The following is a 26,280-nucleotide window of genomic DNA, read 5'->3' on the forward strand; positions in this document are numbered from 1 at the left end:
GGGCATGCCGAAGGCCGCCTCGACTCCTGTCGTCGAGGCGGCCACCGGGTGGGGTCGCGGACGTCACCGGCGTACGGGCGGACGCCGGTGACGGTTCTACCCGGGGAAGCGGGACCCCAGAGCGATCGCCATACCGAGAGCCGGCAGACCGCGGTTGCGGTCCCCGAATTCGATGTCGGTGCGGTTGCGGTACTCGCGGCCGTCGATCAGGACGGGAGGAACCGAGCGGCCGGCGAGGTTCTCGGCCAGCATGCGGGAGAGCCTGCTCCAACTGGTTTCGAGCTCCGCGCCAAAACGACCGAGGGTGGTCTGCCGGCCGTTCTCATCGTTGTCGTAGCCGTACCGGATCGTGTTTCCGATGCGGTTCTGGATCCACTGGAACCGGGTTGCTTCGGCCACGGCCGCGACAACGGAGGTGAGCGTCCGCCCGGCGGCCAGGGCCGGCGGGGTGTTCTGCGCGGGAGCGCGGGCCGGCAGGTTGACGAGGTAGTCGATGTCGCCGCGAAGCGAAAGGAAGGAGTCGTTCATCCGCCATGCATCGTCGGAAAAACTGTTGTAGTTCTCCCCGAACGGGAGCGACTGGAAGTCGCTCGCCGCAAGGCGATTGTTGGGGAACACGACGTTGTAGGCAGCCCGCACCGGAGCCGACTCCTGGTCGTGGAAGATGTACCTGCCCCGAGGGGTGAAGTAACCCATCACGTACAGGTTGTGCGCGTCCAGGATCAGGGAAAGGCGGTGCTCGTTGGTTTGTGTGTGGTCGATCAGCGCGACCTCGACGTAGTTGTAGTTGGCCGGCCCCCTGCTGGTGGCGCTGTGCGGGAAGTTGGGCGCCACCGCATGGCCGACGGTGCGCCGCAATTCGTCGATCATGGCGTCGTAGGCGACGCCGGCCGGGAAGCTGCTGGTGCCCGGCCGCAGGTTGGTGATGTCCCAGTTGATACGGGTCCAACGACTCACGGGGTCGGCGTGGGCCTTCGGGGACAACCCTTGCGTCAGGCCGACGGCGGCCATCAGCGCCAGGGCGAGGATCAGGACGCGGCTCATGAGCCGGTGGGCGGGCAACGAAAGCCTCATGGGGAAAGGTGCTCCTGGAGAAGGGGAAGACGAGCGGTCGGTTGTGCGGCGGAACCTCATGCGAGGAGTCCGTGCGCAGGGCAACGGACCGGGGCCGGGTGGGGCCGGCTCTCCGGTCCGAAGCGCCTTCAGCCAACCGGAGGGAGAAGGGGCGAACCAGGCGGTTTCACCGGCAGAAGTAACGTCTTGTCATAATTCTGCCGGGCGGGCCCGGTGTTCTGCCGGAACCAGTTCTGCCGGACCCTACGAACCAGGGATTATTTGAGAATGAGCACCGGTACAGCGGCCACCGGCGGGTTCGGCGAGCGCCTGCACGGTATGCGGACGGCCGCCGGGCTCAGCCAGGAGGAACTGGCGCACGCGGCGGGGGTGAGCGTACGGGCGCTGTCGGACCTGGAACGCGGGCGCGCCCGGGGACCGCAGCGCCGTACGGTGGAGGCCTTGGCAGCCGCGTTGAAGCTGGACGCCGCCGGTGCCCGGGAACTGGAGCGGGCCGCGAGCCTGGGCCGCCCCCGCTCCCGTACTCGGTCGGCCGCGGGATCCGCCACCGAGTCGGCCACCGGGCACACCGCCGGACAGACGGCCGGACGGGCCGCCGGGCCGGGCACCCGGCCGGCCTCCGGCTCGGGTACGGGGCCGATCGCGGTGCCGGTCGTGCCGCACGCCCTCGCGCTGCCCCGCGATCTGCGCGACTTCACCGCCCGCGGCCCGGCCCTGGCCCGGCTGCTGGCGCTGGCTGACGAACTCGATCCGGCCCACCCGCCGGTCGCGGTGATCTGTGGACAACCGGGCCTGGGCAAGACCACCTTCGCCGTCCACGCCGCCCACACCCTGGCACCCCACTTCCCCGACGGGCAGTTCGCCGTCGACCTGCGCGGCATGGACCCCAGACCGGTTCTTCCGCGCGATGCCGTCGCCCGGCTGCTACGGGCTCTGGGCGTGGCAGACAGTGCCGTCCCGGCCGGTACCGATGACCGCTGTGGTCTGCTCCGCTCCGTGCTGCACGACCGGAGGGTGCTGCTTTTGCTGGACAACGCCGCCGACGAGGAGCAGGTACGTCCGCTGCTGCCCGCTCACGGCCCCTCGCTCACCCTGATCACCAGCCGTCACACCCTGGCCGGTCTCGAAGCGGTCGACCGCACCGAACTGGCACTGCTGCGCCGCGAAGAAGCGGTCGAACTGCTCACCCGCATCATCGGCCCCGAGCGCGTGCAGAGGGAAAGCCAGGCCGCCCGCGACCTCGCGGACCTGTGCGGGCACCTTCCCCTGGCCGTCCGTATCGCCGGGCAGCGCCTCGCCTCCCGGCCCGGCGAAAGCATCGCCAAGCTCGTCACCCAACTCGCCGCACACGAGCGCCGCCTGGACACCCTGCGCGCCGGCTCCCTCCAGGTGCGGACCGCCTTCGACCTGTCCTACCGGCAGCTGAGCCCGGCCGCCCGTACCGTCTTCCGCCGCGCCTCCCTCGCCGCAGGACCCGACTTCAGCCCCGAGACCGTCGCGCTGCTGGCGGACCTGCCGTTGCGTCAGGCCGCGCGATGCGCGCAGGACCTGGCCGATGCCGGGCTGCTCCAGCCCCACCCCACCGCCGACCGCTACCGCTTCCACGATCTGCTCGCCCTGTTCGCCGGCGAGCAGGTGGCCGAGGAGGACGAGCCGGCGCAGGTCACCGCCGCCCGGGACCGGGCCGACCGGTGGACACTGCGGCGGGCGACCGCCGCCGCGCTGCTTTTCGACGCCGAACACCATCAGGACACCACTGGCTCGGACCCCGATCCGGCCACCGCGCCCGCCGATCGCGAACGGGCCCACGCCTGGCTGGAGGCGGAGCGGGCCCAGTGGCTCGCCGCCCTGGGCCGAGCCCAGGCGGCGGGCCGACACCGGGAGATCGTCGAGGCGGCCGAGGCCATGCACTGGTTCTCCGACCGCACCCTGCACTGGGAGCTGTGGGCACAGGTGTTCCGGCGGGGCGTCGACTCCGCTCGCGCGCTGGGCAGCAGGCGGGACGAGGCCGTCCACCTCAACTATCTGGCCTGGGCCTACAACACCTGCCTCTACGACCACACCTCTGCCCTGAACACGGCCGAAGCTGCCCTGGACGTGGCGCGCGAGATCGACGACCGGCTTCAGATCGGCTGGGCGCTGAACTACGCGGCCGAAGCACTCCACCGGCTCGGACGCTTCGAGGAATCCATCACCCGTCTCCACGAAGCGGCCGACCAGCTCAGCCGGCGAAGCGACGCGCAAAGCCGCCTCGCCGAACTCTCCACTCTCAACAACCTGGGCCGGCATCTGCGCCAGGCCGGCCGCGCCGACCAGGCTCTGATCACGCACCGGCGAAGCGAGGCCATCTGCAGCGCCGGCGTACCAGGGAAGTCCCCCGACCTGATCGGCCTCTATCTCGCGTCTTCCCGGCAGCACATCGGCAACGACCTCGCGGCGCTGCACCGCTGGGACGAGGCCGAAGCCCCGCTGCGCTTCGCGGTGGCCCGCTTCGAGACGGCGCGGATGCCGGCCTGGTGCGAGCCGGCCCGTCTCGATCTGGGCCGCGTCCTGCGCCGGCTCGGCCGTCACCAGGAAGCCTGGGAAACCCTGACGGCCGCCCACGAGGCCCTCGCCCGGATGAACCACCCCCGCCAAATCGAAGCCGCCGCCGAACTGCGGGAACTCGACGAGCTCCCCGAAGACGCGGACCCCGTGAACCCCGTACGGGGCCGGTGACCGTCCGGCAACGGACGACCGTCCCGGACCCGCGGCCGTCCGGGACCGCTGCCTGCACGGGCAGCCGTTTCGGGGGCCTTGGCCTGAGGCCCGACCGGCCCGAGGCGCGGGGCCCCTATGCAGTTCGTCAAGGCGCCGGGTTAGGTTGCCGGTGAGACCAGCTGGCTGGAGGAGGATGCGGTGGGGGCGTCAGGCGAACGGTCGGAGATACGGCCTGTCGAAGAATGGCAGGACGTCCATGACCTGCTGGCCGCTGTCCGACAGCGGCCGAATGCGTGGGTGCGGAACGGCTCGTTGGAAGAACTGGCAGTGATGATGTTCGGATATCACCTCGCCCTTCAAGTCCACCATGTCGGTGAGACGTTCGAGTTCCACCATGGGAGTGGAGGGTTCGCCTCTTGGCTCAGCCGGACCCGTGGGTGGTCCATGGCGACCGGGTGGGACGGCGCGATCATGGAGAACTTGCCGGACGAACCTCCGCTGGACGCCTTTTTCCGGCTCCTGGACGAGTACCGCGAGAGTAAGTGCCGCAGCGGAGTATGACGAAGAGAAGGCGCGAGCCCCACGTAGGCAGTGAGGTGGCCTGCGGACGGGAATGTGCTGCCGTCTCCGACCTCGGTCACGATCCGGGCTCCGGTCCTGACGCCCACTCCCGGCGTGGACGTCAGGACCTTCGGACGTCAGGACCTTCGAAGGAGGGTGGGCAGCCTCCAGAAGCCCCTCGATCCGCCCAGCCAGCAGTTTGCGCTGGTCAGGAACTGCGGCCAGGGATCCGGCCAGGTCGGGACGATCAGTGCGGCCGCGCCCGTGCCGGGAACGGCGACGGTCTGCTCACCCAGGGTGGCGACGGCCTCTTCGATCAGCCGTTCGGCCATGCTCGACGCCTTCGGTCGCAAAAGCGTGACCAACCGTCGGCCGGCCCTGTGGGCCTGGGCCGGAGACCCGAACCGCTCCTGCAAGGACAGAACAGCCGGGTGCGTGCTTTATCCGGTCTTCGGCGACTCGTCGAAGAACCTGATGATCCGGGGCAGGGCTTGCCGTACCGATCCGTTGTGGTCGTAGTCGCCGACGTCGGTCAGCCGGCTTGCTGCACCGTTCCTCGTCAACTGGCCGGCGCAGTAGGTTGCGTGACTGAAGTCGACGTCCTTGTCGCCCCGGCCGTGGAAGATGTTCACCGGTACGTTCGGCCGCCAGTCGCAGGTGTTGTCCATCGGGCGCAGCTTGTCCTTCAGGACACCCTCGGGCTTGCGGATCTTGTTCAGGAAGTCCTCGGTGAACAGGTCCTTGGAGGCCGCCGGAAGTTCGCTGACGATCTGCTCGGCGGTGTGTTGGCCGTCGAAGAGGCCCTCCACCTTGCGGTCATAAGGGGAGCGGAAGGCGTCGCCGGGTGATGTGTAAAGGCCGTACATCTTGTTCCAGGCGGTGACGAAGTAGGCGAGGTAGATGCCGGATTTGGCGATCTTGTCATCGGCTGCGGCGGCCTCGAAGGCCGAGAGGTTGTAGGGGCCGCTGACCGGGGCGAGTGCCCCAAGCCGGAAGTAGCGGTCGGCGCCGTCCTGCTGAAGCGCCCGGCCTACCAGCATGGTCGCGGGGCCGCCCTGCGAGAACCCGCTGACCTGAACCTTCTGCTTCAGCTCCCGGCCGTTCCGGTGGGCGACGGTCCGGGCCGCGCGCAGGCCGTCCACCGAGGCCGTGATGGTGGCACGAGGGTCACCGTAGGGGTGGAATCCCTCGCCCGAGCCGAGGCCCACGTAGTCGGGCGCCGAAACGGCGCGCCCGGTCGAGGCGAACAGCAATGCGGCGAGCCGGTCGCTGGACTTCGGATTCTCCGAGGCGACGTCCTTTCGGTAGACGGTGGTGCCGTGCAGCCAGGAGACGGTGGACAGGCGGTGCGCCTTGTTCTTGGGCAGGGCGACGAGCTGGCTTGCAATCGTGGGAGAGCCCGCGCTGTCGGTGGTGCGGTAGGTGACCCGATAGGCGGTCACGCCGTAGCGGACCTGGGACGAGTCGATTTTTCCCCGGAGTTCCCCGGACACTTCTTCCGCTGTGAGGTCGGCCACTTGCTCGACGGAGACGACTGCCCCGCCTTGTGCCCGCTCACTGGGGGAGCCGACCGCCGCCGAGGCGGGAGCGGCCAGGGCGGACACACTGCCGAGGACCGCCGCACCAGCCAAAATCCGGGTTTTTGTTCGTCGTGAAGTCATGGATGGATCATGCGCCTCGGCCGCTCCGCCGGGACATGGAGCGACCCCCCGGGGCCGCAAGGGGGAGAACCCCCTCAGGGCCCCCTAGGTAGTGCCCGACGAGTCTGGTGGCTGGGCGGTGTCCATGTCGCTGCGACCCTCGGCCGGCATCCCGGGCCGTCACCGGAACCTCGCCCGAGGGCACACGCACACCACCGTCGGCGTGATACGTCGCCGGCCCGCGAGCTTGTAGGCGGGTGTGGCGAACAGGTGGCGTGTCCGAGAGCTCCTCCGGCTCGTTCTTGTTTGCAAAAGCCCGGCTTGCCCGGAATTGACTGAAGGAGTCTGGATGCGACGAGTACTCGCGGTGACTGCCCTGGCTGCGGCCGCGCTGAGCGCAAGCGTCACCGGCCCGGCCGCCGCTGCCCATGCCGCGGGCAGGACGCCGAGCATCGACCTGGTCGGCAAGGGCGTCGACCCGGAAACCGTGACCGGGATGGCGGACGATGCGCTGGAGGAGGCAACGGCGGGACTGGGCCGGACGGCCGGCGGCGAGCTCGGGCGGACCCTGTCCGTGCTCGGCAGCGCAGGCGGCGGCACCCTGAGACAGTCGGTCTCCGGCGTCCAGCGGTCCCTCGGACAGACGGCGGGATCGGCGGCACAGTCCATCGGCAGCTCCATGGCCGCGGGGGCGAGGGACAGCCTGCCGAAGGGGAGCCTGCCGGAGCCGGGCTCGGCCCCCGGATACTGAGGGCGGGCCGAGGCGTTCAACTCCTCTTACTGGGATCCGGCGGTGCCGGGTTCCGCCTTGCGATGCTGTGAACCTCGCCGAGGGCCGGAGCTATCCGGCCGGGTGCAGAGTTCGTACGCCAAGGAGTCTTCTTCGCTATTGGCCTCGTATTGGCGGCGCTGCCGCAACCCTTGACCATATTTAGAGGTGTCTCTAATTTTAGAGTGCTCTCTAAGTTTTGGGGGAGGGTGTGAGCGTATGCAGACGGTCGAAGGTGGGCTGCGTGAGCAGCACAAGGCCCGGCGACGGATCCGGATCCTTGAGGCGGCGCGCGAACTCCTGCGGCAGGGCCCGGAATCGGTGATCAGTACCGAGCGGATCGCCGAGCGAGCGGAGGTCGCGCCGGCCACCGTGTACAACCTGATCGGATCGCGAGACAAGATCTGGGAGGCGCTCGCCGCCGGGTTCATGGACGAACTGGAGCGCCGCCTGACGGGCGTGGCAGCCGGTGATCCGCGGGAGGTCGTCCGGCTGACCGTCCGGCTGTTCGTGGGCGACCCGGTCGTGTCGCGTCGCATGGTGCGTGAGTGGGAGGAAAGCGGCCTCGTACTCGACCGCAGTCCGCTCGTCCAGCTCCGTCAGGCGATGGCGGATGCACGGACACGGGGCCTTCTGCGCCCCGACATCGACACTGACGCGTTGGCCGCCGTTGTCGGCACCGCGTGCGTGGGCGCGCTGCACCAGTGGGTCGTCGGCCTGATTGACGATGAGCGGTTCCTCGCTCGTGCACTGTTCGCCCTGGATGTCGCGCTCGCCGCGGCGGCTGCGGATCCGTACCGCGACCAGTTGCTGGCGCCACTGCGCACCCGGGGCGCGGTATGACGGCCGACGCATCACCACGCTCCCGGAGCTTCGTAGGCAGCGGAGGGACCCTGCTCGCGGCGGATGAGTGGGGCGCAGCGTCCTCGCCGCCCCTTGTCCTGCTGCACGGCGGCGGCCAGACGCGGCGTGCTTGGTATCGGACCGGTCCTCGGCTGGCCGGGATGGGGTGGCGGGTCATCGCCCCGGACCTGCGCGGGCATGGCGCCAGCGAATGGTCGGCCGACGGTGACTACGACCTCGATCTGTTCGCCGAGGACGTCCGGGAGCTCGTTGCCGAACTCGGCCACCGGCCGGTACTCATTGGTGCCTCGCTCGGGGGCCTCAGTTCACTGCTGGCCGCCGGAGAGGCACCCATGGCGCGGATTCGCGCTCTCGTGCTCGTCGACGTAGCTCATCGACCGGACCCCCGCGGTGCTCGCCGGATCGTCGAGTTCATGCGTCGTCGGCCGGAGGGGTTCGCGAGTGTTGGCGAAGCGGCAGCGCTCGTGTCCGACCTTCTGCCGCATCGCGGGCGTCCGGACGATCCTGAGGGCCTGCGGAACAACCTGCGGCGCCATGGTGATCGCTGGGTCTGGCACTGGGACCCCCGGATGCTGGACAGCTTCGAGGGCCGGATGGACCCGCCCGGCATGGCGGATCGTCTCCTCGGCGCCGCGCGTCGCACCGACGTGCCGATCCTGCTTGTCCGTGGCGGAATCAGCGATGTGGTGCGCGAAGACATCGCCGAGCAGTTCTGCGACAGGGTTCCCAACGCGCGGCGCGTAGACGTGGCCGACGCGGGGCACATGGTGGCCGGTGACCGGAACGAGCACTTCATCGATGCGATCGTCCCGTTCCTGGAAGGGATCGAGCGGGCGTAGGGGTAAGGCGCAGCCGGTTTCAGGGCGGGCCCGCGTGGCGGCTTCGGGAACCGCGCGGGGCGGGGAGGCCGTCCAGATCGACGGCTTCTTCATCCTCGTCCAGCGCCGCGCTGGAGGGTCCAACCGGCGAAACTACTCGGGCAAGCACCGCCGCCACGTGGGTGCGGCCGGGGGCGGGCGGCAGCGTGCCGCCGGCCTCGGAGCGGTGGCCGACCTCGGCTACCGCGGCCTGGACAACGACGTCCGTGACCCCGTGATCATCACCGGCTTCACCGCCGGCCGCGCCCACAAGCTCACCCTCAGTCAGAGGACGCCAACCGCGTCCTCGCCATCAGACGCGCGCCGGTCGAGCACGGCTTCGCCCGCCTCAAGAACTGGCGGATCCTCGCCAAGCTCCACACCAACCCCGCCCGCGCGACGCGCCTTCTGCGCGCCCTGCTCGTCCCGACGAACCTCGAAATCGCACGCCGGCGGACGATCTTCCCCGCAGATTGCCGCCCACGATCAGCGTGAGGACCTCGACAGATCGGCACACCAGCCCTTGACCTGCGATTTCAGGTTGGTGGAGGCTCAATGTGCTCATCAGTCCTGGGAAGGGAAGGAGTAGTCGTCCCACAGGGCGCGCTCCTTCTCCAGCGGGGCGCGCTCGACGCGAGGCGTCAGGTTCCAGATGAGGGTGGCACGGTCCGTGGTCCGGTACGGGCGCCAGCCGGGGGTACCGAGGCGGGCGAACGCCGTCCAGGCGCCCGTCATCGCGTGCGACAGGCGCGTCAGCGCGGGCCGCTGGGCAGCGACGGCCGCGGATCCGCGCGGCACCCACCCGAGGTCGAGGTTGCCGAAGACGAAGGGCATCTCCAACTGGTGCATGGCACCCAGGTTCTGGGCCTCCGGCACACCCGTCGCATACGGAACATGCCAGTCGAATTGGTAGACGTACGTGGGGCGCCAGCGGGACTGGGCCTCGGCCAGCCGGAGCGTGGGCACCCGCTCCAGCTGGTCGGTGAGCATCGCGTTCACCACCCGGCCCTCGCGCAGCCCGGGACGGTCCGCGGCGTAGACGTCGTACATCCGCTGCTTGCGGGCCGCGAGCACGGGCGGGAAGAAGGGGTAGGCGCGGAGCGGGAGCTCGATCAGGCCGGGGGTGAACAGCGCCCAGAAGTCCGTCTCATTGGTGTTGGTGCCGGCCATGACGTCGACGTTGCGGGCGCTGCCCGCGGTGATCCGGTCGACGACGGGGCCGGGGACCAGCGAGCCGTCGATGTACGGCGCGAAGAACACGGCGCCGGCGAATCCCGGCAGGCCGGCCCGGGTCTTCTTCTGGAGCTCCAGGATCTGCCGCGTGGACAGGGCTTTGAGATCGTCGACGCCGTGGATGCCGCCGAGCGTGAAGACGCGCTCGGCGGCCGTCCGTGCCGAGTGGGCGGTTTGCACGGCGTTCGCGGGGCCGCTCTCGGCGATGGCGCGGCGGAAGAGGCGCTCCGGCCGGTCCCCGGCGAGCAGGGCGTCGATGGAGACGGCGCCCGCCGACTGGCCGAAGACGGTGACGTTACCCGGGTCGCCGCCGAAGTCGCGGACGTGGTCGTGCACCCAGGAGAGCGCGGCGACCTCGTCCCGCAGGCCGTTGTTGCCGGATCCGGCGTACGAGCGGTCCAGACCGCCGAGTTCCGTCCAGCCGAGGATCCCCAGGCGGTAATCGGCCGAGACGACGACCGTGTCGCCGCGTGCCGCGAGAGCGGCACCGTCGTCGAGGGCGTCGCTCGCGGACTCGTAGATGTCCTCGCCGCCGTGCAGGAAGACCATGACGGGCTTGTGACCACCGGGTGTGCGGGAGGACCACACGTTGACGTGCAGGCAGTCCTCGACGCCGCTGCCGTCGCCGTCGGAGAGGTCCTGCGGGCACGGCGGCTTCGCCTTGTCGGCCAGGAGGGTGCCCTGCCAGGCGACGGGCGGCTCGGGGGGCCGGAACCGGCGGGCGCCGGTGGGCGGCGCGGCGTACGGCACACCGAGGTAGGCGCACACACCGCTCTTCTGGGCACCCCGCACCGCGCCGAGCGAGGTCCGCGCCCGGCAGCCGGCCGGGGCGTCGCCGCCGCTGCCCGCCGCGGGGGCGCTCACCGCGGCGGTGAGCGCCAAGCTCATGACGGCCACGGCAAGGCGGCGGCCGTACCGCCGGCTGTTCCTCGGGAACACCAGATCTTCTCCCTCGACCGTGCCACGCTCTCGCGTGGAGGCCCCCTGCCGGACCGCCGTCCGCCTTCGTCCAGAATCGGTTGACGCGCCACCCCGGACCATCACCTGTACGGGGGAATCCGGGGCATAGTTCGCCCTGGCGGCGCGTACGGAGCCGACGTGCCCTCACCCACAAGGAGCCACTTATGGAAAACGCCGCGGTGGCGCCCCGCCGTGCCCTGTTGCGGATGATCACGTTCGGCGGGCTGGTGACGGCGGCCGGGTCCCTGTCGGCGGCCTGCGGCAAGGGCGGCGGCAAGGCTTCGGCCGCGTCGTCCGACTCCCGCGCCGGCGCGGCCGGTTCCGGGCGGGACGCGGACATGATCATGATCATCCGGCACGGCGAGAAGCCGAAGGAGAACGGCAAGAAGTCACCCTTCGGCATCACCGAGGACGGCGAGCGGAACGACCACGCCCTGCTCGTGCGCGGCTGGCAGCGGGCGGGCGCACTGGTGACGCTCTTCGCCCCCGAGGGCGGTGAGCCGCGCAAGGGTCTGCGGCGACCGGATGCCGTCTATGCCGCGGGCCCGCACCCGGGGGCGAAGGGGCTGCGGCCGAGCGAGACGGTCGCGCCGGTGGCGGCGAAGCTGGGGGTACGGACGAACGTCACGTACCGCACCGGCGACGAGAAGGCACTGGCCAGGGAACTCGCCGCGCGGCACGGCCGCACGCTGGTCTCGTGGGAGCACCACGCCATTCCGGAGATCGTCAAGGGGCTGGGCGGGGAGGTGCGGCCCTCCCCGCCGAAGGACTGGCCCGACGCACGCTTCGACCTGGTGTGGGTGCTGGTGCGGTCAGGACCGGGATGGACGTTCACACAGGTGCCGCAGCTCCTGCTGGCAGGAGACAGCCAGGACCCGGCTTAAGGAGGTTGCCGGCAGGCAAATTGCGGACCTCCATGCCAGAAGAACCCCGCACCTGGTACCAGGTGCGGGGTTCTTCGTCGTCGTTCGGCAAGTTGGCGGAGCACGTAGTGCGCTGTCCTGGCCGGAGCCCTCACCGTGAACGCCGCCGAAGGACCCGGCGTCCCGCCGCTGGACGGCGATGCCTGGTGCCAGCCTGAGCCGTCAGGTCCGGCAGCGGTCCGGGCATGCCCTCGCGCCGGGCATGCCGTCGCCGCCCGCCGGATGTCTGTGGCGACGGTCCGGCCGGGCGGCGACGGGGTTTGCGGGGCTGCCAGGGGGGCGCCCGCCGCGGTGGCTCAGCCCCGGCGGGCACCGCCGTGACGGTTTGTCGTCGGGCGGCCCGCCGGTGAGTAGAACCGGGCCGTTCGGGAGGACACCGGGGTCCGGAACGGTGCGACCGTGCGGTCGGTCAAGGCAGGATCTCGACGTACCCGTCGGTTCCGTGCACGCGGATCCGCTGCCCGTCCCGGATCAGCCGGGTGGCCTGCTCCACGCCCACGACGGCCGGCAAGCCGTACTCCCGGGCGATCACTGCGCCATGGGTCATCAGGCCGCCCACCTCCGTCACCAGCCCCGCGATTCCGACGAACAGCGGTGACCAACTGGGGTCCGTGAAGGTCGTGACCAGGATGTCGCCCGCTTCGAGATCGGCCTCCGCCATGTCCAGGATGACGCGGGCCCTTCCCTCGATGGTCCCGGCGGAGACCGGCAGGCCGATCAGGGCGCCGGACGGCACGTCGTCGCGCCGGTACGCCCCGGTGACGGCCTCACCGTCCGAGGTGAGCACCCGGGGCGGTGTGAGCGCGTGGTACGACCGAAACGCGTCCTTGCGCTGCTGGATGAGCTGCCCATCCACCTGGTTCGAGCGCGCGACGCCGTGTTTCGACCGCACTGCGCCGTGGTTCGACCGCACGACGTCGTGCAACTCCTGGAACGTGAGGTAGAAGGCGTCCTCCTTCTCACGAAGCACGCCTGCCTGTACGAGGCGCTCGGCCTCCTCCAGCAGGGCCTGCTTGTAGATGAAGTAGCGGCTGATGATGCCGTACTTCGGGTACTCCCGGTACCCGATGAAGGTTCTGACCCGGTCGATCATCTTCTTGGTCTCGGCGGCTTTCCGGTCCCCGTCCGGCAGGGTCCGCAAGCGTGACAGCACGTCCTGTTCCTTCTCCTGCGCCTTCTGCCGGCCTTGCTCGAAGCGCCGCTCGGCGGCGCCCGGCTCGAAGATCCTCACGTTGTCGAGGATCACGGGCACGAGCGTGGTGGGGCGCTCGCGCCAGCGCGGCCTCGTGATGTCGATCTCGCCGACGCAGCGCATGCCGTACCGGTCGAGGTAGGCCTCTATGGCGTCGCGCGCTTCGGTCCCGCCCGGGAGCTTCGCCAACCGGTCCAGGAAGTCCTCGTCTTCGACGCCCTGCAGGAACGCCACCACCTCCGGATGCGGGCGGATCACGTCTGCGACGTCGAGCAGCGCCAGACCCATCTCCGACGTGACGTTGCCGGGGGCGGACAGGGTGAGCGTGTCGGCCGCGTTCTTCTCGCCCAGCCACTCCTGCAGCTTGTCGTTGAGCCACCATGTGGCCTCCATCGCCGCCATGATCGCCTGAAGGTTCAGCGGATCACTGAGGACGCGCTTGTGCTCCTCGAAGGCCTCCAGCAGGAAGTCGAACAGCGCCGGTCCGCTCTTCGCCCGGATGTCACGCTCCAGGGCGGCGATGGACGCCCGGCTGCGCTCGATCAGCTCGGTGACGACGGCCGGATCGGTCTCGATCGGGGCGGACGCACCGCTGGCCGGCGGCCCGCCGGGGCCCGCGTCCGGGAGCGAGGGGACGAAATCGTCGTGGTCGAGGACGGTCTCCAGAGCGTCCCTGGTCAGCGGATCGCCTCTCCCGATGAGGTCCAGGAGGCCGGCGCGGCCGGCGGGCGTGGCCAGGCGCCGGGTGACGTCGACGAACAGCCTCCCGCCGGCCTCGTGCATCGGCACCATGGCCGTCAACTGCCACATGGAAAGGCCCAGGGGCTTGATGGGGTCGGTCATCATCTGCCCGTGACCAACGGATACGTAGACGTGATTCTCCTGGTCACCGGACTCGGGAACGGGGAACAGCGTCGTGATCGGCCGGCTCTGAACGAGCCGGAAACCGTCGTCGACCAGGCACCACTCGATGTCCTGCGGACGGCCGAAGTGTGCTTCGATCCGCCGACCGAGCTCCACGAGCCGCACGACCTGCGCATCCGTCAGTGCCGGCTGCTCCTGCCGCTGCGGGTCGATCGCCACTTCCCGCGTACCGCCGGCCGGCAGGGCGCGAACCGCACACTGTTTGGCGGCGATCGACTTGGCGATGACTTCGCCGTGTCGCACCGTGAAGACGTCCGGGTTCACCAGGCCGGAGACCAGGGCCTCGCCGAGTCCGAAGCCGGCGTCCACGGTGGCGACCTTCCGGTTGCCCGTGACGGGGTCGGCCGTGAACAGGATGCCGGACGCATGCGGGACGACCATGTGCTGCACGACCACGGCCATGTGAACCGTACGGTGGTCGATGCCGTTCCGCTGGCGGTAGGTCACGGCCCGCTCGGTGAACAGCGAGGCCCAGCACCGGCTGATGTGCCGGAGGACCGCCGCCGGTCCCACCACGTTCAGGTACGTGTCCTGCTGGCCGGCGAAGGAGGCCGTCGGCAGGTCCTCTGCCGTCGCGCTGGACCGGACGGCGTAGGCGGCTTGCTCGCCGAGCCGGGCGAGCGCGCGGGTGATCGCCGCCTCGAGATCGCCCGGGATGGCAATCCCTTCGATGGCCCGCCGGATCTGTGCGCTGAGCGTGCGGATCGCCTCCCGGTCGTCCGGGTTCAGGCGCGTCAACTGATCGAGCCGGTCGCCGATCGACGGAGCTTCCGCCATGATCCGGCGGAAGGCGTTCGTCGTCACGCAAAAGCCATCCGGCACGCGGATGCCTGCGATCCGTGACAGCCCGCCCAGGTGCGCGCCCTTGCCGCCGACGAGTGCGACCTGCGACTCGTCAACCTCTTGAAGATCCAGCACGTACTGCTCAGTCATCTCAGCCTTCTCAGTCATCGCGAGGCCTCCGAGGCAGTCGTGCTTCGGTGCCGGCCGGCTGACGAGCCGGCCGGCCGCTCCGCCCGGTCACCGCGTCCCCCATACGTCGACATCAACACATGCACGTCTTGCCCCCGTTTTCTGCAGCTTGTGGCATCGGCCGACGATTCTGCGCTATGACCGGGGCCTTGCGGCAAGCCCCCCAGTGTGTTATACGTTGAGAGTGGCAAGGAGAGGTTTCTCCTTGCCTTTGCTTTTGCTGCCGCCACTTGCGCCGCCGCAGCTTGTTGCGAGCAGGCGGCCCCCATGTGTCGACCCGTGCCCGTGGCCGTGCCAGGGGCGGGTAGGCGAGCCGCATGGGAGACACATGCACAACGCGCAACACGGATTCAACGGCTGCCCCCGGCCGCATCCTCATCGGCACGTGCTCGTGGACGGACCCAGCGCTCGTCAGCAGTGGCTGGTACCCGCGAGGGCGGCGCGACGCGGAGGGACGGCTTCGGCACTACTCCGAACAGTTCCCCGTCGTGGAGGTCGACTCCACCTACTACGCGCTGCCCAGCGAGCGCAACAGCCGCCTGTGGACCGAACGCACCCCACCGGGCTTCCTCTTCGACGTCAAGGCGTTCTCGCTGCTCACCGGCCATCCGACGCGCGAGAGCACCCTGCCGCTGGACCTGCGCGGCCGCGACGGCCGTGATCCGGGGTTCCTCGACGAGGTGGGGAACCGCTTTCGCGGTGCCCTGCAGCCGCTGCGCCGAGCCGGTCGGCTGGGCGCGGTGCTGTTCCAGTTCCCGCCGTGGTTCTCTCCCGGCCCACGGGCGGAGACCTTCCTCCACCGCACCAGGCAGCGCTTCTCCGGGTGGCCCATGGCCGTGGAGTTCAGGCACCCGGACTGGTGGCGGGACGATCGGCGGAACAGTACTGCCGCCCTGCTGACGGACCTGGAGGCCACCGCGGTGGCCGTGGACATGGCCCAGGGGCTGCCGGTCTCCATACCTCCCGTCACCCCCGTCACGTCTTCCGGTCTCGCAGTGGTCCGGCTCCACGGACGCAGTCCCGCCTGGGGCACCGGCAGTAAGGAAGACCGGTTCCGCCACACCTACACAGTGGGCGAACTGGAGGAGTGGTGCCCCCGGCTGAGTTCCCTGGCGGCAAGGGCCGCGGAGGTCCACGTCCTGTTCAACAACTGCTGCGCCGACGCCGCCGTACGTGCCGCCGAGACCCTGAAGCGTCTGACGGTTGCTTCCGGCGGGCATGGCGAGTCCGTTGCCGCACGGGGGATCGCCTGCGGTCCCTGAGACCGCACGTAGAGACGACGACGCCGGGATGCCTATCGGCATCCCGGCGTGAAGTCGAGGGCGAGGAAAGCGAAAGAACTAATTCAAGGAGTTTGGAGAAGGAAGTCCTCTCATGGCCTCGCCGTGGTCAACATTAGCAGTTAGCCGGGGATCAGGTCGCGCAGGTTTTCCGGGGTGACGATCCGGGAGTCCGGGTGCAGGCCGTCCGGGCGCTCCAGGCCGATGTACGTTACGGGGCCGTCCGGTACGGTCGTGCCGTCCCACAGCGTGGTGGCGGTGGCGCTGCCGGCCATCAGGCCGGTGAGGTACCGGACCGTGAGGTGGTCGCGCTCGACGATGCCGCGCAGCAGCGCGGCGACCGACACCCTGTTTCCCTCGACCCGGTTGGCGCTCGGAGTTCCCTTGAGGTACAGGTGCAGCCACTTGGCGCGCCAGCGGCCGTCGTCGTCGCGCAGGAACGCCAGCGGCAGCGCGACCCTGCCCGGGCCGCGCAGCTCCGACTTCATGCGCACCGTGCGCGCCTCGAAGGGGCGGCCGCCCTGTTCGGCGTCGCGCAGCATGAAGCCGAAGAACGACTCCTCCACCTCCTCGAAACCCTCGCCCGAGAAGATGTTGACCTGAGGGACGATGAACGAGCCGCGCACCGCGCCGAGACGCAGGTTGATGAACTCCGAGGCGCCCTCGGGTGCCTCGGTGATGTCGCCGGAGTGCTCGCCCTCCACCTGGGTGAGAGCGGTGTAGGAAAGCCAGGAGTGGGTGGAGTAGTCGGCGTTGAGCATGAGCGCCGACAGGTCGAAGTCGGTGTCGCGGCGCGTCTGCTTCCAGTGGACGAAGAAACGCAGCAGGTCGCCGTCGACGGGGGAGAGGGAGCCACGGGGCAGCACGCCTAGGCCGGCGGCCGTCGCCTTGCCGCTGAGCGGGAGCGCGACGTCGAGGACGTCCGGGTCGATCAGCAGGTGCCCCGGTGCCGGGAGACGACGGGAGACCTCGGCGTCCAGAGCCGTGACCAGGCGCTCGCACTCGGGCGGCAGTACGGGCCCGCGCGCGTCGGTGGTGACCCAGGCGCGGCCGAGACGGTTGACGAAGACGCGGCGCCCGCCGGGTTCCCGGGTGCGGTTGTGGAAGTGCTCGCGAACCGACAGCAGCACCCGGCCGGAGACCTGCGGGGCGGCCTGCTCGGCGGCCTCCACGACGGTGTCGCGCTCCTCCTGGGTGCGGCAAGCGCGCAGCAGGCGGTCCAGGGAGCGGAACAGCTTTCCGGGGGCGGCCGCCAGCAGGCGTACCGCGCCGGTCACGTCCTGCGCGCCGAGCAGCTCCTCGACCTGGCTGTCGATGGACCGGGCCTGCTTCTCGCCGCGAGCGACGGCGAACACGTCGGCGGCGTGCGGCCACCGGGCCCGGTGCTCGTGCGGGTGGAGGCGCTCCCCGAGGCGCTTGAACATCTCGCGGTGCGCGGTGACGTCGGCGAGCTTGGCGGGCGATGTCGCGACGACCGCGTCCAGCGCGGCGAGCAGGGCGCGGCGGACGGGCCGGGGCAGCGTGCGCAGGCGGGTGGGTTCGGTGAGCGTCACGTCACCGCCGGACAGGGCACAGGCCAGGCGCAGCACGTCGGTGACGGTGTCCACCAGGAGCTCCGCGCCGGTGTCGAGCCGGGCGAGGTTGACGACCGCACGGTTCTCGCGGACCGGGATCGCCTCGGGCTGGGGGCCGTCGACGCAGTGCCCGGCGAGCAGACGGAGGTCGCGCAGGCCCTCCTCGCCCAGCGGGGTGGTACTGCCCGCCAGGGCCAGGTACAGCGCGGTGACCTCGTCGTCGAGGGCGCCGCCCAGGTGCAGGAGCGTCATGCGGTCGCCTGCGGCGGCGATCAGCTCGTCGTGCGCGGCGAGCATCTCGGCGTAGGTGTGCTGGTAGGTGCCGTACGACGGGAGCGTCAGCAGGTCGACCACGCCGGTGCTGAGCTGGGCGAGTGTGTTCTCGCGCGAGAGGTCGTCGCCGAGCGCCTTGGTGATGCATTCCGTCCAGAAGGCGACCGTGTCCGGCACGTTGGCCGGGAAGTCGACGAAGTAGACGTTGTGCTGGACGTGGTCACCCACCATCTCGCGGACCGTGGCGAGCGTGCGCACGGCCGTCTCGACGACCGTCTCCTCGTCCAGTTCCGACAGATGCTCCAGCAGTTCCGGCGAGAGCTTGAAGCCCACGGACATCAGCGCGGAATCGAACTGCCGCGCCGCGGCGCCACCCCGGCCGGAGGGCCCGCCAGGAGCGGGAAGACGGTGGGAGTGGCGTATGACCAGGGGTTCAAGACGGTTGACCATCGGGTGATGATCTCAGACTGCCGCGAGCTCCCGCACACGGATATCTCGAACACGGCGGGCCTCCGCACCGGGGGTGCCTTTGGAGGAGAAGCGGGGCGGCGGCAGGCGTGGCCGTGAGCCGTTCGGGGTTTGCCGCATCGGTGGCCGGTGTGTGTCCGGTGAGCCGGATGAGGGGGCGGGCTCGTGCCGGTTGAGTCGCTTGGGTTGCTTGAGTCGGTCGAGCCGCAGCGCCGGGGCGAGGACTCCGACGCCGTCAGGAGCTCTGTGCCGCGTACGAATCCGCCACCAGGTCGTCCCAGTGGGCGGCGAACTTCGCCCAGTCCGTCGCGTCCGCTCCCAGGCACGCCGACACTTCGGTCGGCGGCTCGGGAGCTGTCGTCCTACGGGTGACCACGTCCTCAGGCTCCGCCGTTCCCCTGCCCGCCCCATCACCACACCTCGCGGACGGAGCCCTGTGGCCTGCCACCCGGGACGGCTCACTCGGGCTCCGGACTCTCGGCAGGCTCGGAGACCGCTGTCCGGCACAGCGGTACGACGACGTGGGGCGAGTACCGGCCACGCGAGGACTTTGAGCCCGCGGCACGGGCCAGGGCACTCTCCGGACCGGTGCGGTTTCACCTCCGCTGTGGCTTCACCATGGGCGTGTACCGGGCCGGTGGGGGAAGCAGCACATCAGTGGACCACCGAGAGGGGACGGCTGGAATGCGTAGCGTCGGGGTGGAAGAAGAGCTGCTGCTCGTGGACCGGAGCAGCGGGGAAGCATTGGCCGTGTCGGAGGTGGTGCTGGCCGGGGCCGACGACGAGGCCGGGCTGGAGAAGGAACTGCAGCGGGAACAGGTGGAGACCGCCACCCGGCCCAAGCGGTTGATGGCCGATCTCGCGCGGGAGGTCCGCCAGGGGCGCGCCGTGGCGTCGGAGCGGGCGCGGGAGGCGGGAGCGGACGTGGCTGCCCTGGCCACGTCCGTGCTGGCCGCTGACCCTTCGCTGAGCCCGGGACGGCGGTTTCGGCAAGTTGCGTCGACGTACGGGCTGACCGCGCAGGAACAGCTCACCTGTGGGTGCCACGTTCACGTCGAGGTCGCCTCGGACGAGGAGGGGGTGGCGGTGCTGGACCGGATACGGCCGTGGCTGGCCCCGCTGCTGGCACTGAGTGCGAACTCTCCCTTCTGGCAGGGGACGGACACCGGCTACGCCAGTTACCGCAGCATGGTGTGGGGACGCTGGCCGTCGGCGGGGCCGGTGGAGGCCTTCGGATCGGCGCGGAACTATCACGAGCGGGTTGAGAGCTTGCTGGCCACGGGGGCGCTGCTCGACGAGGGCATGATCTATTTCGATGCGCGGCTTTCCCGTCGTTACCCCACAGTCGAGGTACGGGTGGCCGACGTGTGTCTGGAGGCCGAGACGACGGTGCTGGTCGCGGCCTTGGTCAGAGGCCTGGTGGAGACGGCGGCCCGCGCGTGGCGGGCCGGCGAGCCGACGCCGGACGTGCCGGTCGGGGTGCTGCGCCTAGCCGCCTGGCGGGCGGGGAAGTCGGGGCCGGCCGGTGAGCTGGTCCATCCGTTGACATGGAGGCCGGCGCCGGCGCGGATCGTGGCGGAGACGTTGGTGGAGCAGGTGGCCGACGTGCTCGCGGAAACGGGGGACCTGCCGATGGTCGAGGAATCACTGGGCCGACTGCTGGGTCATGGCGGCGGGGCGGGCGTACAGCGGGAGGTCTTCGCGCGCTCCGGCGACTTGCGGTCGGTCGTCCGGGAGGCCGTCGCTCGGACAGCGGCCTGAGTGCTGGGGGTACTGCTGGGGCTGACGGCGGGGCCACGGCGGCCGCTGAATCCGTCACCCCCGGACGCGGCCCGATCCCCTCCTTGCAGGGTCCTTCCTCCCTGGCTTGGTGAGCCGTTGCGCCAAGGCGTGTACGGCACCTGCCGTCACCGGGAACAAGGCGAGGGAGAGAGCCGGGGAGACGGGCGGAATGCCCGCGCGGCGCAGGTGGGTGAGGGCCCAGATGCTGTAGGGGATGACGACGGTCGGGGAGGTCGCCACCCCTGGGGTGTAGCCCCGGTAGGCGGCAGCCTGAGCCATGTGCACCAGGCCATGGAGACCGAAGCCGGTCAGAACCGTGCGGAAGACAACGCTCTGGCCACGGGTGCGGGCACCCTCTGCGGCGGCGGCCGCCATCAGAAGGGCCATCAATCCGATCGCGGTGCTGGCATGGGGCTGGGTGACTTCCATCCGGGACCAGACCCGGTCCGGGACGCTCGGGAAGCGAGCCTTCAGCCGCGGGACTGCGGCGCGGGACCAGGGCGCCATGGTGAAGATCTCTTCGATGTCGTTGGCCGCCCAGGCAGCGAACAGACCCCAGGAGACGAGTGCGGGTACGGCGCCTGCGTCCCCGGCCGCCGCTGGGCCCGAGGTCTTTCTGCGTGGTGTGCGTGTCATGACCCCTCCTCAAAAATGCAACGTAACGTTGCGTTGTGTTCTAGGCTAGTCTCATGCGAGAACGCACCACGAGCAACCTCCGAGCCCAGGCGGCGAACAGGGGCCCGCGCGCCGCCGAGCGCATCTACGAAGCGACCTTGGAACTGCTCACCGAGCACGGCTACCAGGGGCTGACCGTAGAGGCCGTCGCAGAGCGATCCGGGGTCAACAAGACGACGATCTACCGGTGGTGGCCCTCCAAGGCGCCACTGCTGCGGTCGGCCCTGCTCCACTCCCGGGTGCTGGACGTCGAGATCCCCGACACCGGCACCCTCCGCGGAGACCTCATCGCGCTGGCCGGGCAGATGATGCGCCTCGTCGGCGATCAGCGAACCGGCGCAGTCGCCCGCGCCATGCTGAGCGACGGTGCACAGGGCGAACTCGCCACCGTCGCCCGGGACTTTTTCGCCGACCGCCTCGAACGCGAAAGGCCACTGTTCGCACGCGCCGTCGCGCGCGGCGAACTCGCCGCGACCGCTGACCCCGTATTGCTCATCGACCTCATCGCGGGAGCCGTGTGGATGCGGGTGCTGCTACGGCAATCCCCGGCCGGGGAAGGGTTCGTGGAGTCGGTGGTGGACGTGGTACTGGCTGGTCTGCGGGCATGACGAGACGGCCGCGCTGCCGCCCGGTCGGACCTGACGCCGGCTACCTGCGGGACGCGGTGTCGGAGGGCAGTTCGGCGAAGCGGCCGCGGTACTCGGCTGCGAAACGCCCCAGATGGGAGACGCCCCACCGGTAGGCGATCGTGCCGACGGGATCGGTGGAGGCGAGGATGTCCGCACGGATCCGGTCCAGCCGCAGGTTGCGGACGTACGACAGGGGCGAGAGTCCCAGCCGGTCGCGGAATGCGGAACTGATGGTGCGTGGGCTGCATGCGGCGGCCTCCGCGATGTCACCCAGGGTGATGCGCTCGGTGAGGTGCGCCTCGATGAAGGCGAGGGCCGTGCGCAAGGAGCGTGGGTGGCCCGGGTGCGGACCGTCCCGCAGATCGCCGGTGTGCGAGTGCGGCTGGGCCAGGAGCAGGGCGGTGACGATACATCGCAGCTGGCTTCGCTGCAGCTCCTGGCGCTGGAACAGGGGGTCTCCCGAGTCCAGTTGTTCCAGCAGCGAACGCACCAGCAGCCGCACCGCCCGGCCCTTGGAGGCGGCCACGTCGAGCGCGAAATCGAATCGAATGGTGGATACCGGCGGATGCCCGGTCAGCGCGGTGAACTCCTGCTCCACGAGTGCGGCGTCGATCCGCAGCCCCACGAACCTCGTCCGGGTGCTCCGCACGGGCCGGAGCTCCTGGGTGTCGCCGGGATTGACGATTCCCGCCGTCGTCCTGTCGAGGGTCGCCGACAGGCTGCCGCGCGATGCCTTGACCGCGCCGGTCACGCCGATGTTGACGAAATAGGAGCGGCGGCCGCCGGCGGAGGCGACGCGCACATCGAGTGGCGAGGCGAAGCAGCCGACCGCGAAGTCATCGGCGACCACGCCGTGCAGTTCGTGATCCGCGCAGCTCAGACCGCTCAGGCCGCTCAGGGGTGACGTGGTGATCGAGCCGCCGAACAGCCGGGTGGCGGCGTTGAGCAGGTCTACGGGGTTCCGGGACTTGGCCATGAGGTAGTTGCGCAGCGGCTCCGGCACGGCGTTCACCTCCCTTGGGGCCCTACCGCGGTGCTGAGGAGTGGAGACGGCGGACAAGCGGAACCCAGTGTGTCAGGCTCTCATTTGGTTGCCGCGGCGGGCGCTGTCACATCGGCGGGGCATCGAACAGCCCCGGGTCGGCGTCGTTGTGGGACTTGGCGGCGATGAATTCGTCCATCTCGTTCGCCGTGCCCCACTGATCCGCGTTGGCGGGTTCGCGCAGGTCGTAGACGTGCGGGTGCCAGGTGTCCTCGTCGAGGACCTCCAGCTCTGTGGTGTACTCGACGGTGTTGCCGGCCCGGTCGAGAAAGTAGCTGAAGGCGTTGTCACCGGCACGGTGCCGCCCCGGTCCCCACAGACGCTCGATTCCCAGGCGCCCCAACCGGCCGGTGCCACGCATGAACTCTTCGATGCCGCGCATCTCGAAGGAGGCGTGGTGAAAGGCCGCATGCGGTCCGCGCACGATGCCGAAGCTGTGGTGGAAGGTGTTGCACCGCAGGAACCAGATGATTTCGCCGCGGCCGCCGAGGCATATGGTGTCCGAGAGACGGAAACCCAAGTGCTTGATGTACCAGGCAACCGTGGCCTCGGGGGTGGGAGAGTTCATCAGCACGTGCGATAGCCGCACCGGGACCGGCTCGCGGGCCTCGATCCTGCGGTGCCGACGCGGGGTGACGCAGGCGGAAACCTCCACCACACGGCCCTCGTTGTCGAAGAACCGGACCCCGTAGCCGCCCCCCGGGGTGTCCAGCGGCTTCGGCTCGTGGACGAGCCGCACGCCCCCGGCGGTCAGCCGCGCGGCCAGGGTGTCGACGTCGTCCGCGCCGGCGGCACCAAAAGCGATGAGGTCGGTGCGCTTGCGGGTGTCCTCGCGCAACCGCACCACGTACTGTTCCGGTGAGCCCTCCGCGGCCAGGAACGAGACTCCGGTGTCACCGGCTGTCTCCGTCAATCCCCACAGCTCGGTGTAGAAGCGGCGCTGCTCGGCGAAGTTGGGCATGGCGATGTCGATGTGCCGCAGGTGGGTGATCAGACTGCTGTTGGTCATGGTGCACTCCACTCCCAAGGTGCGCGGGTCAGCTCTGTTCTCAAGTCAGCAGTTGCGTGCTGGTGATCCTTCCCGTTGACCAGCAGCAGTTGGCAGCAGTACGGCAGCTTCAGGACACCACCGGTCGAGCAGCGACAGCTCCGGGCGGCGCGCGACGTGGCCACTCAACAGTGCCGCCGCCGAAGATGGCTTCGGGAATCCGTAGCCGAGATGGAGCTCCTCGTCATTACGCGGGTTCGGCCATCTGCTGGTGGCAGGCGTCGACCAGCGCGTACGCGTCGTGGTGGCGCTGCGCCTGCTCCAGGCCGGCGATCGCCACAGAGGTTTCCACGACCGTCCGGCACCGCTGCCGGCGCCGGACGGTGAACGCCTCAAGCCCTTCGCCGACCGACTCGTGCCGTCCCAACTCCTCTGCCAGTACCAGCCCGTCCTCGATGGCCAGTGCCGCGCCGCTGGCCATCTGTGGGGCGGGCGCATGCGCGGCGTCACCGATGACGACGCCGCTGCCGCGGTGCCAGGGACCTTCCAGGAACGTCGTCCGCACCGGGCGGCGTACGACCGAATCCGACCCGGTCAGCAGTGAACGGAGTTCCTCGACCCGGCCGGGAAACGGCTCCAGTAGCTGCTGCAGCCGCTGGGCGAGCCCGGCATCCGGGAGGAAGCTCTGGTCCACCCCGTTCTCGGTCAGGAACACATACGCCAGGTTGCCCGAGATGGGTACGAGGCCGGCCGTGTTGGTCTGCCCTGCGAAGTGGTGGATCCCGGTGGCCCACGGCGGGCGCGGCAGCAGCGCCCGCCACACCATCTGCCCGTGGTAGTCGACCGAGGCGTCGAGGCCCAGCAGGGTCCGCGCCGACGAGCCGATCCCGTCCGCCCCCACGATCAGCCCGGCCTGTCTGACCGTCCCGTCCGACAGCCGCACGCGGACCGGCTCGGAGGTCTCGGCGGTCGCCCGCGCGCTCTCCGCTTGCTCCACTGCCAGGACCGTCAGTCCCCGGTGCACCACCACGCCGCACCGTTCGGCTTCCGCATACAGGATGCGGTGCAGTACGGGGCGCGCGATGCCCGCCATCGCCGGCTGCCGCGCACCTATCAGGCGCGGCAGCTGGACACGGTCCACGACGTCACCGGACGCGTCCACATGCGTGACCGTGGCCATGCCGAGTCCTGCGGTCAGACATGAGTCCGCCAGCCTCAGTTCTGCCAGCGCGCGCAGCGAAGGACCGGTCAGGCACAGACCCCAGCCGGAAGTCGCCTCCGCCGGGCTGATCTCGACGATCTCGACTTGCCACCCGCCACGTGCCAGCGCGGTGGCCGCCGTCAGCCCGGCAATGCCCGCCCCTACCACCACGGCCGTCCGTGCAGCACGACTGCTGTCCATATACGCCTCCCGAGCGCCGATTGCCCCGAAACCGTAGAGGCGATCGGTCCCCGGTCCTATCCGATTCGGGAGACGAGCATCCGATGTCGGTAACAACTTGCGGGCCCTCCTCGACGACAGCCAGAGGACCCGGTGCTCCCGGCCCGGCAGCAAGGCCCGCCGCGAGTACGAGAACCGTGTGAGCGTCCTCTCAGGTCGGCAACCCCGGCTTGAGAGACGCGCCGAGACTCAAGCTACGAGCAGGCGGAGGCCCCGACCGGGCCCGGGCACGGCGACGTGGCCTTGGCTGTCCTGCGGCGTCACCGTCGCGTGCTGGAATTCGCCGAAGTCCCCCGTTCCGAAGTGCGCGGATCTTGGGGTGACAGGGACGGATCACGCTGGAAGCTCAGGCCGTCATGTGCCGGGCCCACCGAGTTGGCGGGCGGGCCGAAGTTGGTGGTGTGCCTGGCGCCGGCGCATCCGGATCACGGGGGCTGACTTGCGGTGTCTTGCCGGCGTACTCGGCAGTGCGGAATGCCATCGATCACCTGTCGGTGGCCCCGCCAGCGGCCGCAACGCTTGTTGCCGACCGGCCGGAACGGCTGCAGCCGTTCCCGCTCCGCGTCACTCGGATTGCCCCGCCCCATGGCAGGAAGAACGACCCGGACCCACGTCAGTCGTAAGATCACGCGAACGTTGACCCCTACTCCGTGACGAAGGGTGCGTATCCGACCGGGACCTCGCTCACCTGAAGGTCCGAGAAGAGCAAGGTCAGGTTGTGTGCGTTGGTCTCCATGCGTACCTCATGGAAGTCGACCCCGAGGGCGTTCGACCAGCGGCGGGTCGCCTCCGACCCAGGGAGAAGCCTGGCTCCCGGATAGAGACTGGGCCACTTCACGCCCCAGACGTATCCGTCGAGGTCGACGCCGGTCTTGGACTCGATGAGCCGGTCGTCCAAGGAAACCCGCTGCGGGATCCGTAGTTGCGTAGACGAAGTCTTCGTAGTCACGCATGTAGTGGGTGTGTCCGTGGTGCACGACAGCGTGATCGAAGGTCTCGTCCAGCAGCTGTTCAAGAAGGGCGGTATCCATGCCGTCCTTCTATCTCACTCGGCGAGACCTTCGACAACGAGATTCACCCTTGCCCGGCACCGTCGATTCAAAGATCGCCCGGGCAAGTCCTGACCGCAGTCAGCGCTCTTCGTATTTGGCGAGCGCCAGTCCCAGGCCGAAGAACGTGGGCGCCCACTCGCCGACGAAGATGCCCCATCGGTCGGCCCGGTCGGTCCCGGCGGACTCGCCCTTGACGGAGCCGAGCCATGTCAGGAAGGAGAGACCGATCGAGGCTACCGCGGCGGTGTAGGCGTGCTCACTGCGCAGGCCTGCGTCATGAAGCTTCTTGATCATGATCAACCTTTGTGTTCGGAGTGGTGTTGAGGGACCTTCCCACCATCGCCGTAGCCCGGCGGGCGAGCCACGGCGACTAGGCCGAATGGGTGAGGTGATCGCGCCGATGACGA

General features: G+C 69.9%; 22 protein-coding genes and 1 pseudogene. 9 read left to right on the plus strand and 14 right to left on the minus strand.

What is annotated here, in order from left to right; genetic code table 11:
* Positions 1 to 96: 96 nt before the first annotated feature.
* On the minus strand, positions 97 to 1,074 hold the full coding sequence (locus tag ACFZCD_RS04285) for a ribosome-inactivating family protein (protein WP_391827662.1): 978 nt from the start codon (positions 1,072 to 1,074) through the stop codon (positions 97 to 99).
* A 267-nt stretch (positions 1,075 to 1,341) separates the two neighbouring features.
* On the opposite strand from ACFZCD_RS04285, the gene ACFZCD_RS04290 reads away from it, so the two are divergent.
* The gene (locus ACFZCD_RS04290; protein ID WP_391827664.1) at positions 1,342 to 3,792 is read left to right on the plus strand and encodes an ATP-binding protein; all 2,451 of its coding nucleotides are present in this window, start codon (positions 1,342 to 1,344) and stop codon (positions 3,790 to 3,792) included.
* Between the two features lie 189 nt (positions 3,793 to 3,981).
* Here the strand turns inward: ACFZCD_RS04290 and ACFZCD_RS04295 are convergent, their stop codons facing one another.
* The 3 genes and pseudogenes from ACFZCD_RS04295 to ACFZCD_RS04305 form a co-directional block, all read right to left on the minus strand.
* Positions 3,982 to 4,170, minus strand: coding sequence for a hypothetical protein (locus ACFZCD_RS04295; protein ID WP_391827983.1), 189 nt, complete (start codon positions 4,168 to 4,170; stop codon positions 3,982 to 3,984).
* Positions 4,131 to 4,769 (minus strand): annotated as a pseudogene (locus ACFZCD_RS04300) (transposase); the annotation flags it as partial. The gene ACFZCD_RS04295 and the pseudogene ACFZCD_RS04300, both read right to left, overlap by 40 nt.
* A 6-nt stretch (positions 4,770 to 4,775) precedes the next feature.
* Complete coding sequence (locus ACFZCD_RS04305) at positions 4,776 to 5,996, minus strand: lipase family protein (protein ID WP_391827666.1); 1,221 nt, start codon at positions 5,994 to 5,996, stop codon at positions 4,776 to 4,778.
* Positions 5,997 to 6,324: 328 nt separating this feature from the next.
* On the opposite strand from ACFZCD_RS04305, the gene ACFZCD_RS04310 reads away from it, so the two are divergent.
* The 4 genes from ACFZCD_RS04310 to ACFZCD_RS04325 all read left to right on the plus strand — a co-directional run bounded on the left by ACFZCD_RS04310 (position 6,325) and on the right by ACFZCD_RS04325 (position 8,960).
* On the plus strand, positions 6,325 to 6,726 hold the full coding sequence (locus ACFZCD_RS04310) for a hypothetical protein (protein ID WP_391827668.1): 402 nt from the start codon (positions 6,325 to 6,327) through the stop codon (positions 6,724 to 6,726).
* A gap of 237 nt (positions 6,727 to 6,963) precedes the next feature.
* Positions 6,964 to 7,587, plus strand: coding sequence for a TetR/AcrR family transcriptional regulator (locus ACFZCD_RS04315; protein WP_391827670.1), 624 nt, complete (start codon positions 6,964 to 6,966; stop codon positions 7,585 to 7,587).
* Entirely contained in the window at positions 7,584 to 8,447 is an 864-nt protein-coding gene (locus ACFZCD_RS04320; protein WP_391827672.1) for an alpha/beta fold hydrolase, read from the plus strand. Before ACFZCD_RS04315 ends, ACFZCD_RS04320 begins: the two co-directional genes overlap by 4 nt.
* Before the next feature lie 330 nt (positions 8,448 to 8,777).
* Positions 8,778 to 8,960, plus strand: a complete 183-nt coding sequence (locus tag ACFZCD_RS04325) for a hypothetical protein (protein ID WP_391827961.1) — start codon at positions 8,778 to 8,780, stop codon at positions 8,958 to 8,960.
* A 69-nt stretch (positions 8,961 to 9,029) separates the two neighbouring features.
* Here ACFZCD_RS04325 and ACFZCD_RS04330 read toward each other — a convergent pair whose 3' ends face one another.
* On the minus strand, positions 9,030 to 10,586 hold the full coding sequence (locus ACFZCD_RS04330) for a carboxylesterase/lipase family protein (protein ID WP_391827674.1): 1,557 nt from the start codon (positions 10,584 to 10,586) through the stop codon (positions 9,030 to 9,032).
* Positions 10,587 to 10,822: 236 nt separating this feature from the next.
* On the opposite strand from ACFZCD_RS04330, the gene ACFZCD_RS04335 reads away from it, so the two are divergent.
* On the plus strand, positions 10,823 to 11,542 hold the full coding sequence (locus ACFZCD_RS04335) for a hypothetical protein (RefSeq protein WP_391827676.1): 720 nt from the start codon (positions 10,823 to 10,825) through the stop codon (positions 11,540 to 11,542).
* 448 nt (positions 11,543 to 11,990) lie between these two features.
* On the opposite strand, the gene rph is transcribed toward ACFZCD_RS04335, so the two are convergent.
* Complete coding sequence (rph, locus tag ACFZCD_RS04340) at positions 11,991 to 14,630, minus strand: rifamycin-inactivating phosphotransferase (protein ID WP_391827678.1); 2,640 nt, start codon at positions 14,628 to 14,630, stop codon at positions 11,991 to 11,993.
* Between the two features lie 356 nt (positions 14,631 to 14,986).
* Here rph and ACFZCD_RS04345 point away from each other — a divergent pair, with 356 nt between their 5' ends.
* Positions 14,987 to 15,931, plus strand: coding sequence for a DUF72 domain-containing protein (locus ACFZCD_RS04345; protein WP_391827680.1), 945 nt, complete (start codon positions 14,987 to 14,989; stop codon positions 15,929 to 15,931).
* A gap of 140 nt (positions 15,932 to 16,071) precedes the next feature.
* On the opposite strand, the gene ACFZCD_RS04350 is transcribed toward ACFZCD_RS04345, so the two are convergent.
* Both ACFZCD_RS04350 and ACFZCD_RS04355 read right to left on the minus strand, forming a co-directional pair.
* The gene (locus ACFZCD_RS04350; RefSeq protein ID WP_391827682.1) at positions 16,072 to 18,246 is read right to left on the minus strand and encodes a hypothetical protein; all 2,175 of its coding nucleotides are present in this window, start codon (positions 18,244 to 18,246) and stop codon (positions 16,072 to 16,074) included.
* A gap of 253 nt (positions 18,247 to 18,499) precedes the next feature.
* Positions 18,500 to 18,640, minus strand: coding sequence for a hypothetical protein (locus tag ACFZCD_RS04355; RefSeq protein ID WP_391827684.1), 141 nt, complete (start codon positions 18,638 to 18,640; stop codon positions 18,500 to 18,502).
* A 308-nt stretch (positions 18,641 to 18,948) separates the two neighbouring features.
* Here ACFZCD_RS04355 and ACFZCD_RS04360 point away from each other — a divergent pair, with 308 nt between their 5' ends.
* Entirely contained in the window at positions 18,949 to 20,025 is a 1,077-nt protein-coding gene (locus tag ACFZCD_RS04360) for a glutamate--cysteine ligase (protein ID WP_391827686.1), read from the plus strand.
* 54 nt (positions 20,026 to 20,079) lie between these two features.
* Here the strand turns inward: ACFZCD_RS04360 and ACFZCD_RS04365 are convergent, their stop codons facing one another.
* Complete coding sequence (locus tag ACFZCD_RS04365; protein ID WP_391827688.1) at positions 20,080 to 20,682, minus strand: HXXEE domain-containing protein; 603 nt, start codon at positions 20,680 to 20,682, stop codon at positions 20,080 to 20,082.
* Positions 20,683 to 20,735: 53 nt separating this feature from the next.
* Here ACFZCD_RS04365 and ACFZCD_RS04370 point away from each other — a divergent pair, with 53 nt between their 5' ends.
* Positions 20,736 to 21,329 carry a TetR/AcrR family transcriptional regulator gene (locus tag ACFZCD_RS04370; RefSeq protein ID WP_391827690.1) on the plus strand — a complete coding sequence of 198 codons (594 nt, stop codon included), beginning with the start codon at positions 20,736 to 20,738 and terminating at the stop codon, positions 21,327 to 21,329.
* A gap of 40 nt (positions 21,330 to 21,369) precedes the next feature.
* On the opposite strand, the gene ACFZCD_RS04375 is transcribed toward ACFZCD_RS04370, so the two are convergent.
* The 5 genes from ACFZCD_RS04375 to ACFZCD_RS04395 form a co-directional block, all read right to left on the minus strand.
* Complete coding sequence (locus tag ACFZCD_RS04375; protein ID WP_391827692.1) at positions 21,370 to 22,353, minus strand: AraC family transcriptional regulator; 984 nt, start codon at positions 22,351 to 22,353, stop codon at positions 21,370 to 21,372.
* 106 nt (positions 22,354 to 22,459) lie between these two features.
* The gene (locus ACFZCD_RS04380) at positions 22,460 to 23,401 is read right to left on the minus strand and encodes a VOC family protein (protein WP_391827694.1); all 942 of its coding nucleotides are present in this window, start codon (positions 23,399 to 23,401) and stop codon (positions 22,460 to 22,462) included.
* Positions 23,402 to 23,627: 226 nt separating this feature from the next.
* Entirely contained in the window at positions 23,628 to 24,782 is a 1,155-nt protein-coding gene (locus ACFZCD_RS04385) for an FAD-dependent monooxygenase (protein WP_391827696.1), read from the minus strand.
* A gap of 682 nt (positions 24,783 to 25,464) precedes the next feature.
* Entirely contained in the window at positions 25,465 to 25,770 is a 306-nt protein-coding gene (locus ACFZCD_RS04390) for a hypothetical protein (RefSeq protein ID WP_391827698.1), read from the minus strand.
* Between the two features lie 181 nt (positions 25,771 to 25,951).
* Positions 25,952 to 26,170, minus strand: coding sequence for a hypothetical protein (locus tag ACFZCD_RS04395; RefSeq protein ID WP_391827963.1), 219 nt, complete (start codon positions 26,168 to 26,170; stop codon positions 25,952 to 25,954).
* Positions 26,171 to 26,280: the final 110 nt, after the last annotated feature.

Origin of the sequence: Streptomyces sp. NPDC008001, assembly GCF_042958085.1 — a bacterium.
Classification (GTDB): domain Bacteria; phylum Actinomycetota; class Actinomycetes; order Streptomycetales; family Streptomycetaceae; genus Streptomyces.

Excerpts from the sequence above, each read along its gene's own strand:
- ACFZCD_RS04315 (WP_391827670.1), top strand. The coding sequence starts at position 6,964 with ATGCAGACGGTCGAAGGTGGGCTGCGTGAGCAGCACAAGGCCCGGCGA.
- ACFZCD_RS04370 (WP_391827690.1), top strand. The coding sequence starts at position 20,736 with ATGCGAGAACGCACCACGAGCAACCTCCGAGCCCAGGCGGCGAACAGG.
- ACFZCD_RS04380 (WP_391827694.1), bottom strand. The coding sequence starts at position 23,401 with ATGACCAACAGCAGTCTGATCACCCACCTGCGGCACATCGACATCGCC.
- ACFZCD_RS04285 (WP_391827662.1), bottom strand. The coding sequence starts at position 1,074 with ATGAGGCTTTCGTTGCCCGCCCACCGGCTCATGAGCCGCGTCCTGATC.
- ACFZCD_RS04290 (WP_391827664.1), top strand. The coding sequence starts at position 1,342 with ATGAGCACCGGTACAGCGGCCACCGGCGGGTTCGGCGAGCGCCTGCAC.
- ACFZCD_RS04305 (WP_391827666.1), bottom strand. The coding sequence starts at position 5,996 with ATGACTTCACGACGAACAAAAACCCGGATTTTGGCTGGTGCGGCGGTC.
- ACFZCD_RS04385 (WP_391827696.1), bottom strand. The coding sequence starts at position 24,782 with ATGGACAGCAGTCGTGCTGCACGGACGGCCGTGGTGGTAGGGGCGGGC.
- rph (WP_391827678.1), bottom strand. The coding sequence starts at position 14,630 with ATGACTGAGCAGTACGTGCTGGATCTTCAAGAGGTTGACGAGTCGCAG.
- ACFZCD_RS04295 (WP_391827983.1), bottom strand. The coding sequence starts at position 4,170 with ATGGTGGAACTCGAACGTCTCACCGACATGGTGGACTTGAAGGGCGAG.
- ACFZCD_RS04365 (WP_391827688.1), bottom strand. The coding sequence starts at position 20,682 with ATGACACGCACACCACGCAGAAAGACCTCGGGCCCAGCGGCGGCCGGG.
- ACFZCD_RS04345 (WP_391827680.1), top strand. The coding sequence starts at position 14,987 with ATGGGAGACACATGCACAACGCGCAACACGGATTCAACGGCTGCCCCC.
- ACFZCD_RS04350 (WP_391827682.1), bottom strand. The coding sequence starts at position 18,246 with ATGGTCAACCGTCTTGAACCCCTGGTCATACGCCACTCCCACCGTCTT.
- ACFZCD_RS04320 (WP_391827672.1), top strand. The coding sequence starts at position 7,584 with ATGACGGCCGACGCATCACCACGCTCCCGGAGCTTCGTAGGCAGCGGA.
- ACFZCD_RS04335 (WP_391827676.1), top strand. The coding sequence starts at position 10,823 with ATGGAAAACGCCGCGGTGGCGCCCCGCCGTGCCCTGTTGCGGATGATC.
- ACFZCD_RS04360 (WP_391827686.1), top strand. The coding sequence starts at position 18,949 with ATGCGTAGCGTCGGGGTGGAAGAAGAGCTGCTGCTCGTGGACCGGAGC.
- ACFZCD_RS04330 (WP_391827674.1), bottom strand. The coding sequence starts at position 10,586 with ATGAGCTTGGCGCTCACCGCCGCGGTGAGCGCCCCCGCGGCGGGCAGC.
- ACFZCD_RS04310 (WP_391827668.1), top strand. The coding sequence starts at position 6,325 with ATGCGACGAGTACTCGCGGTGACTGCCCTGGCTGCGGCCGCGCTGAGC.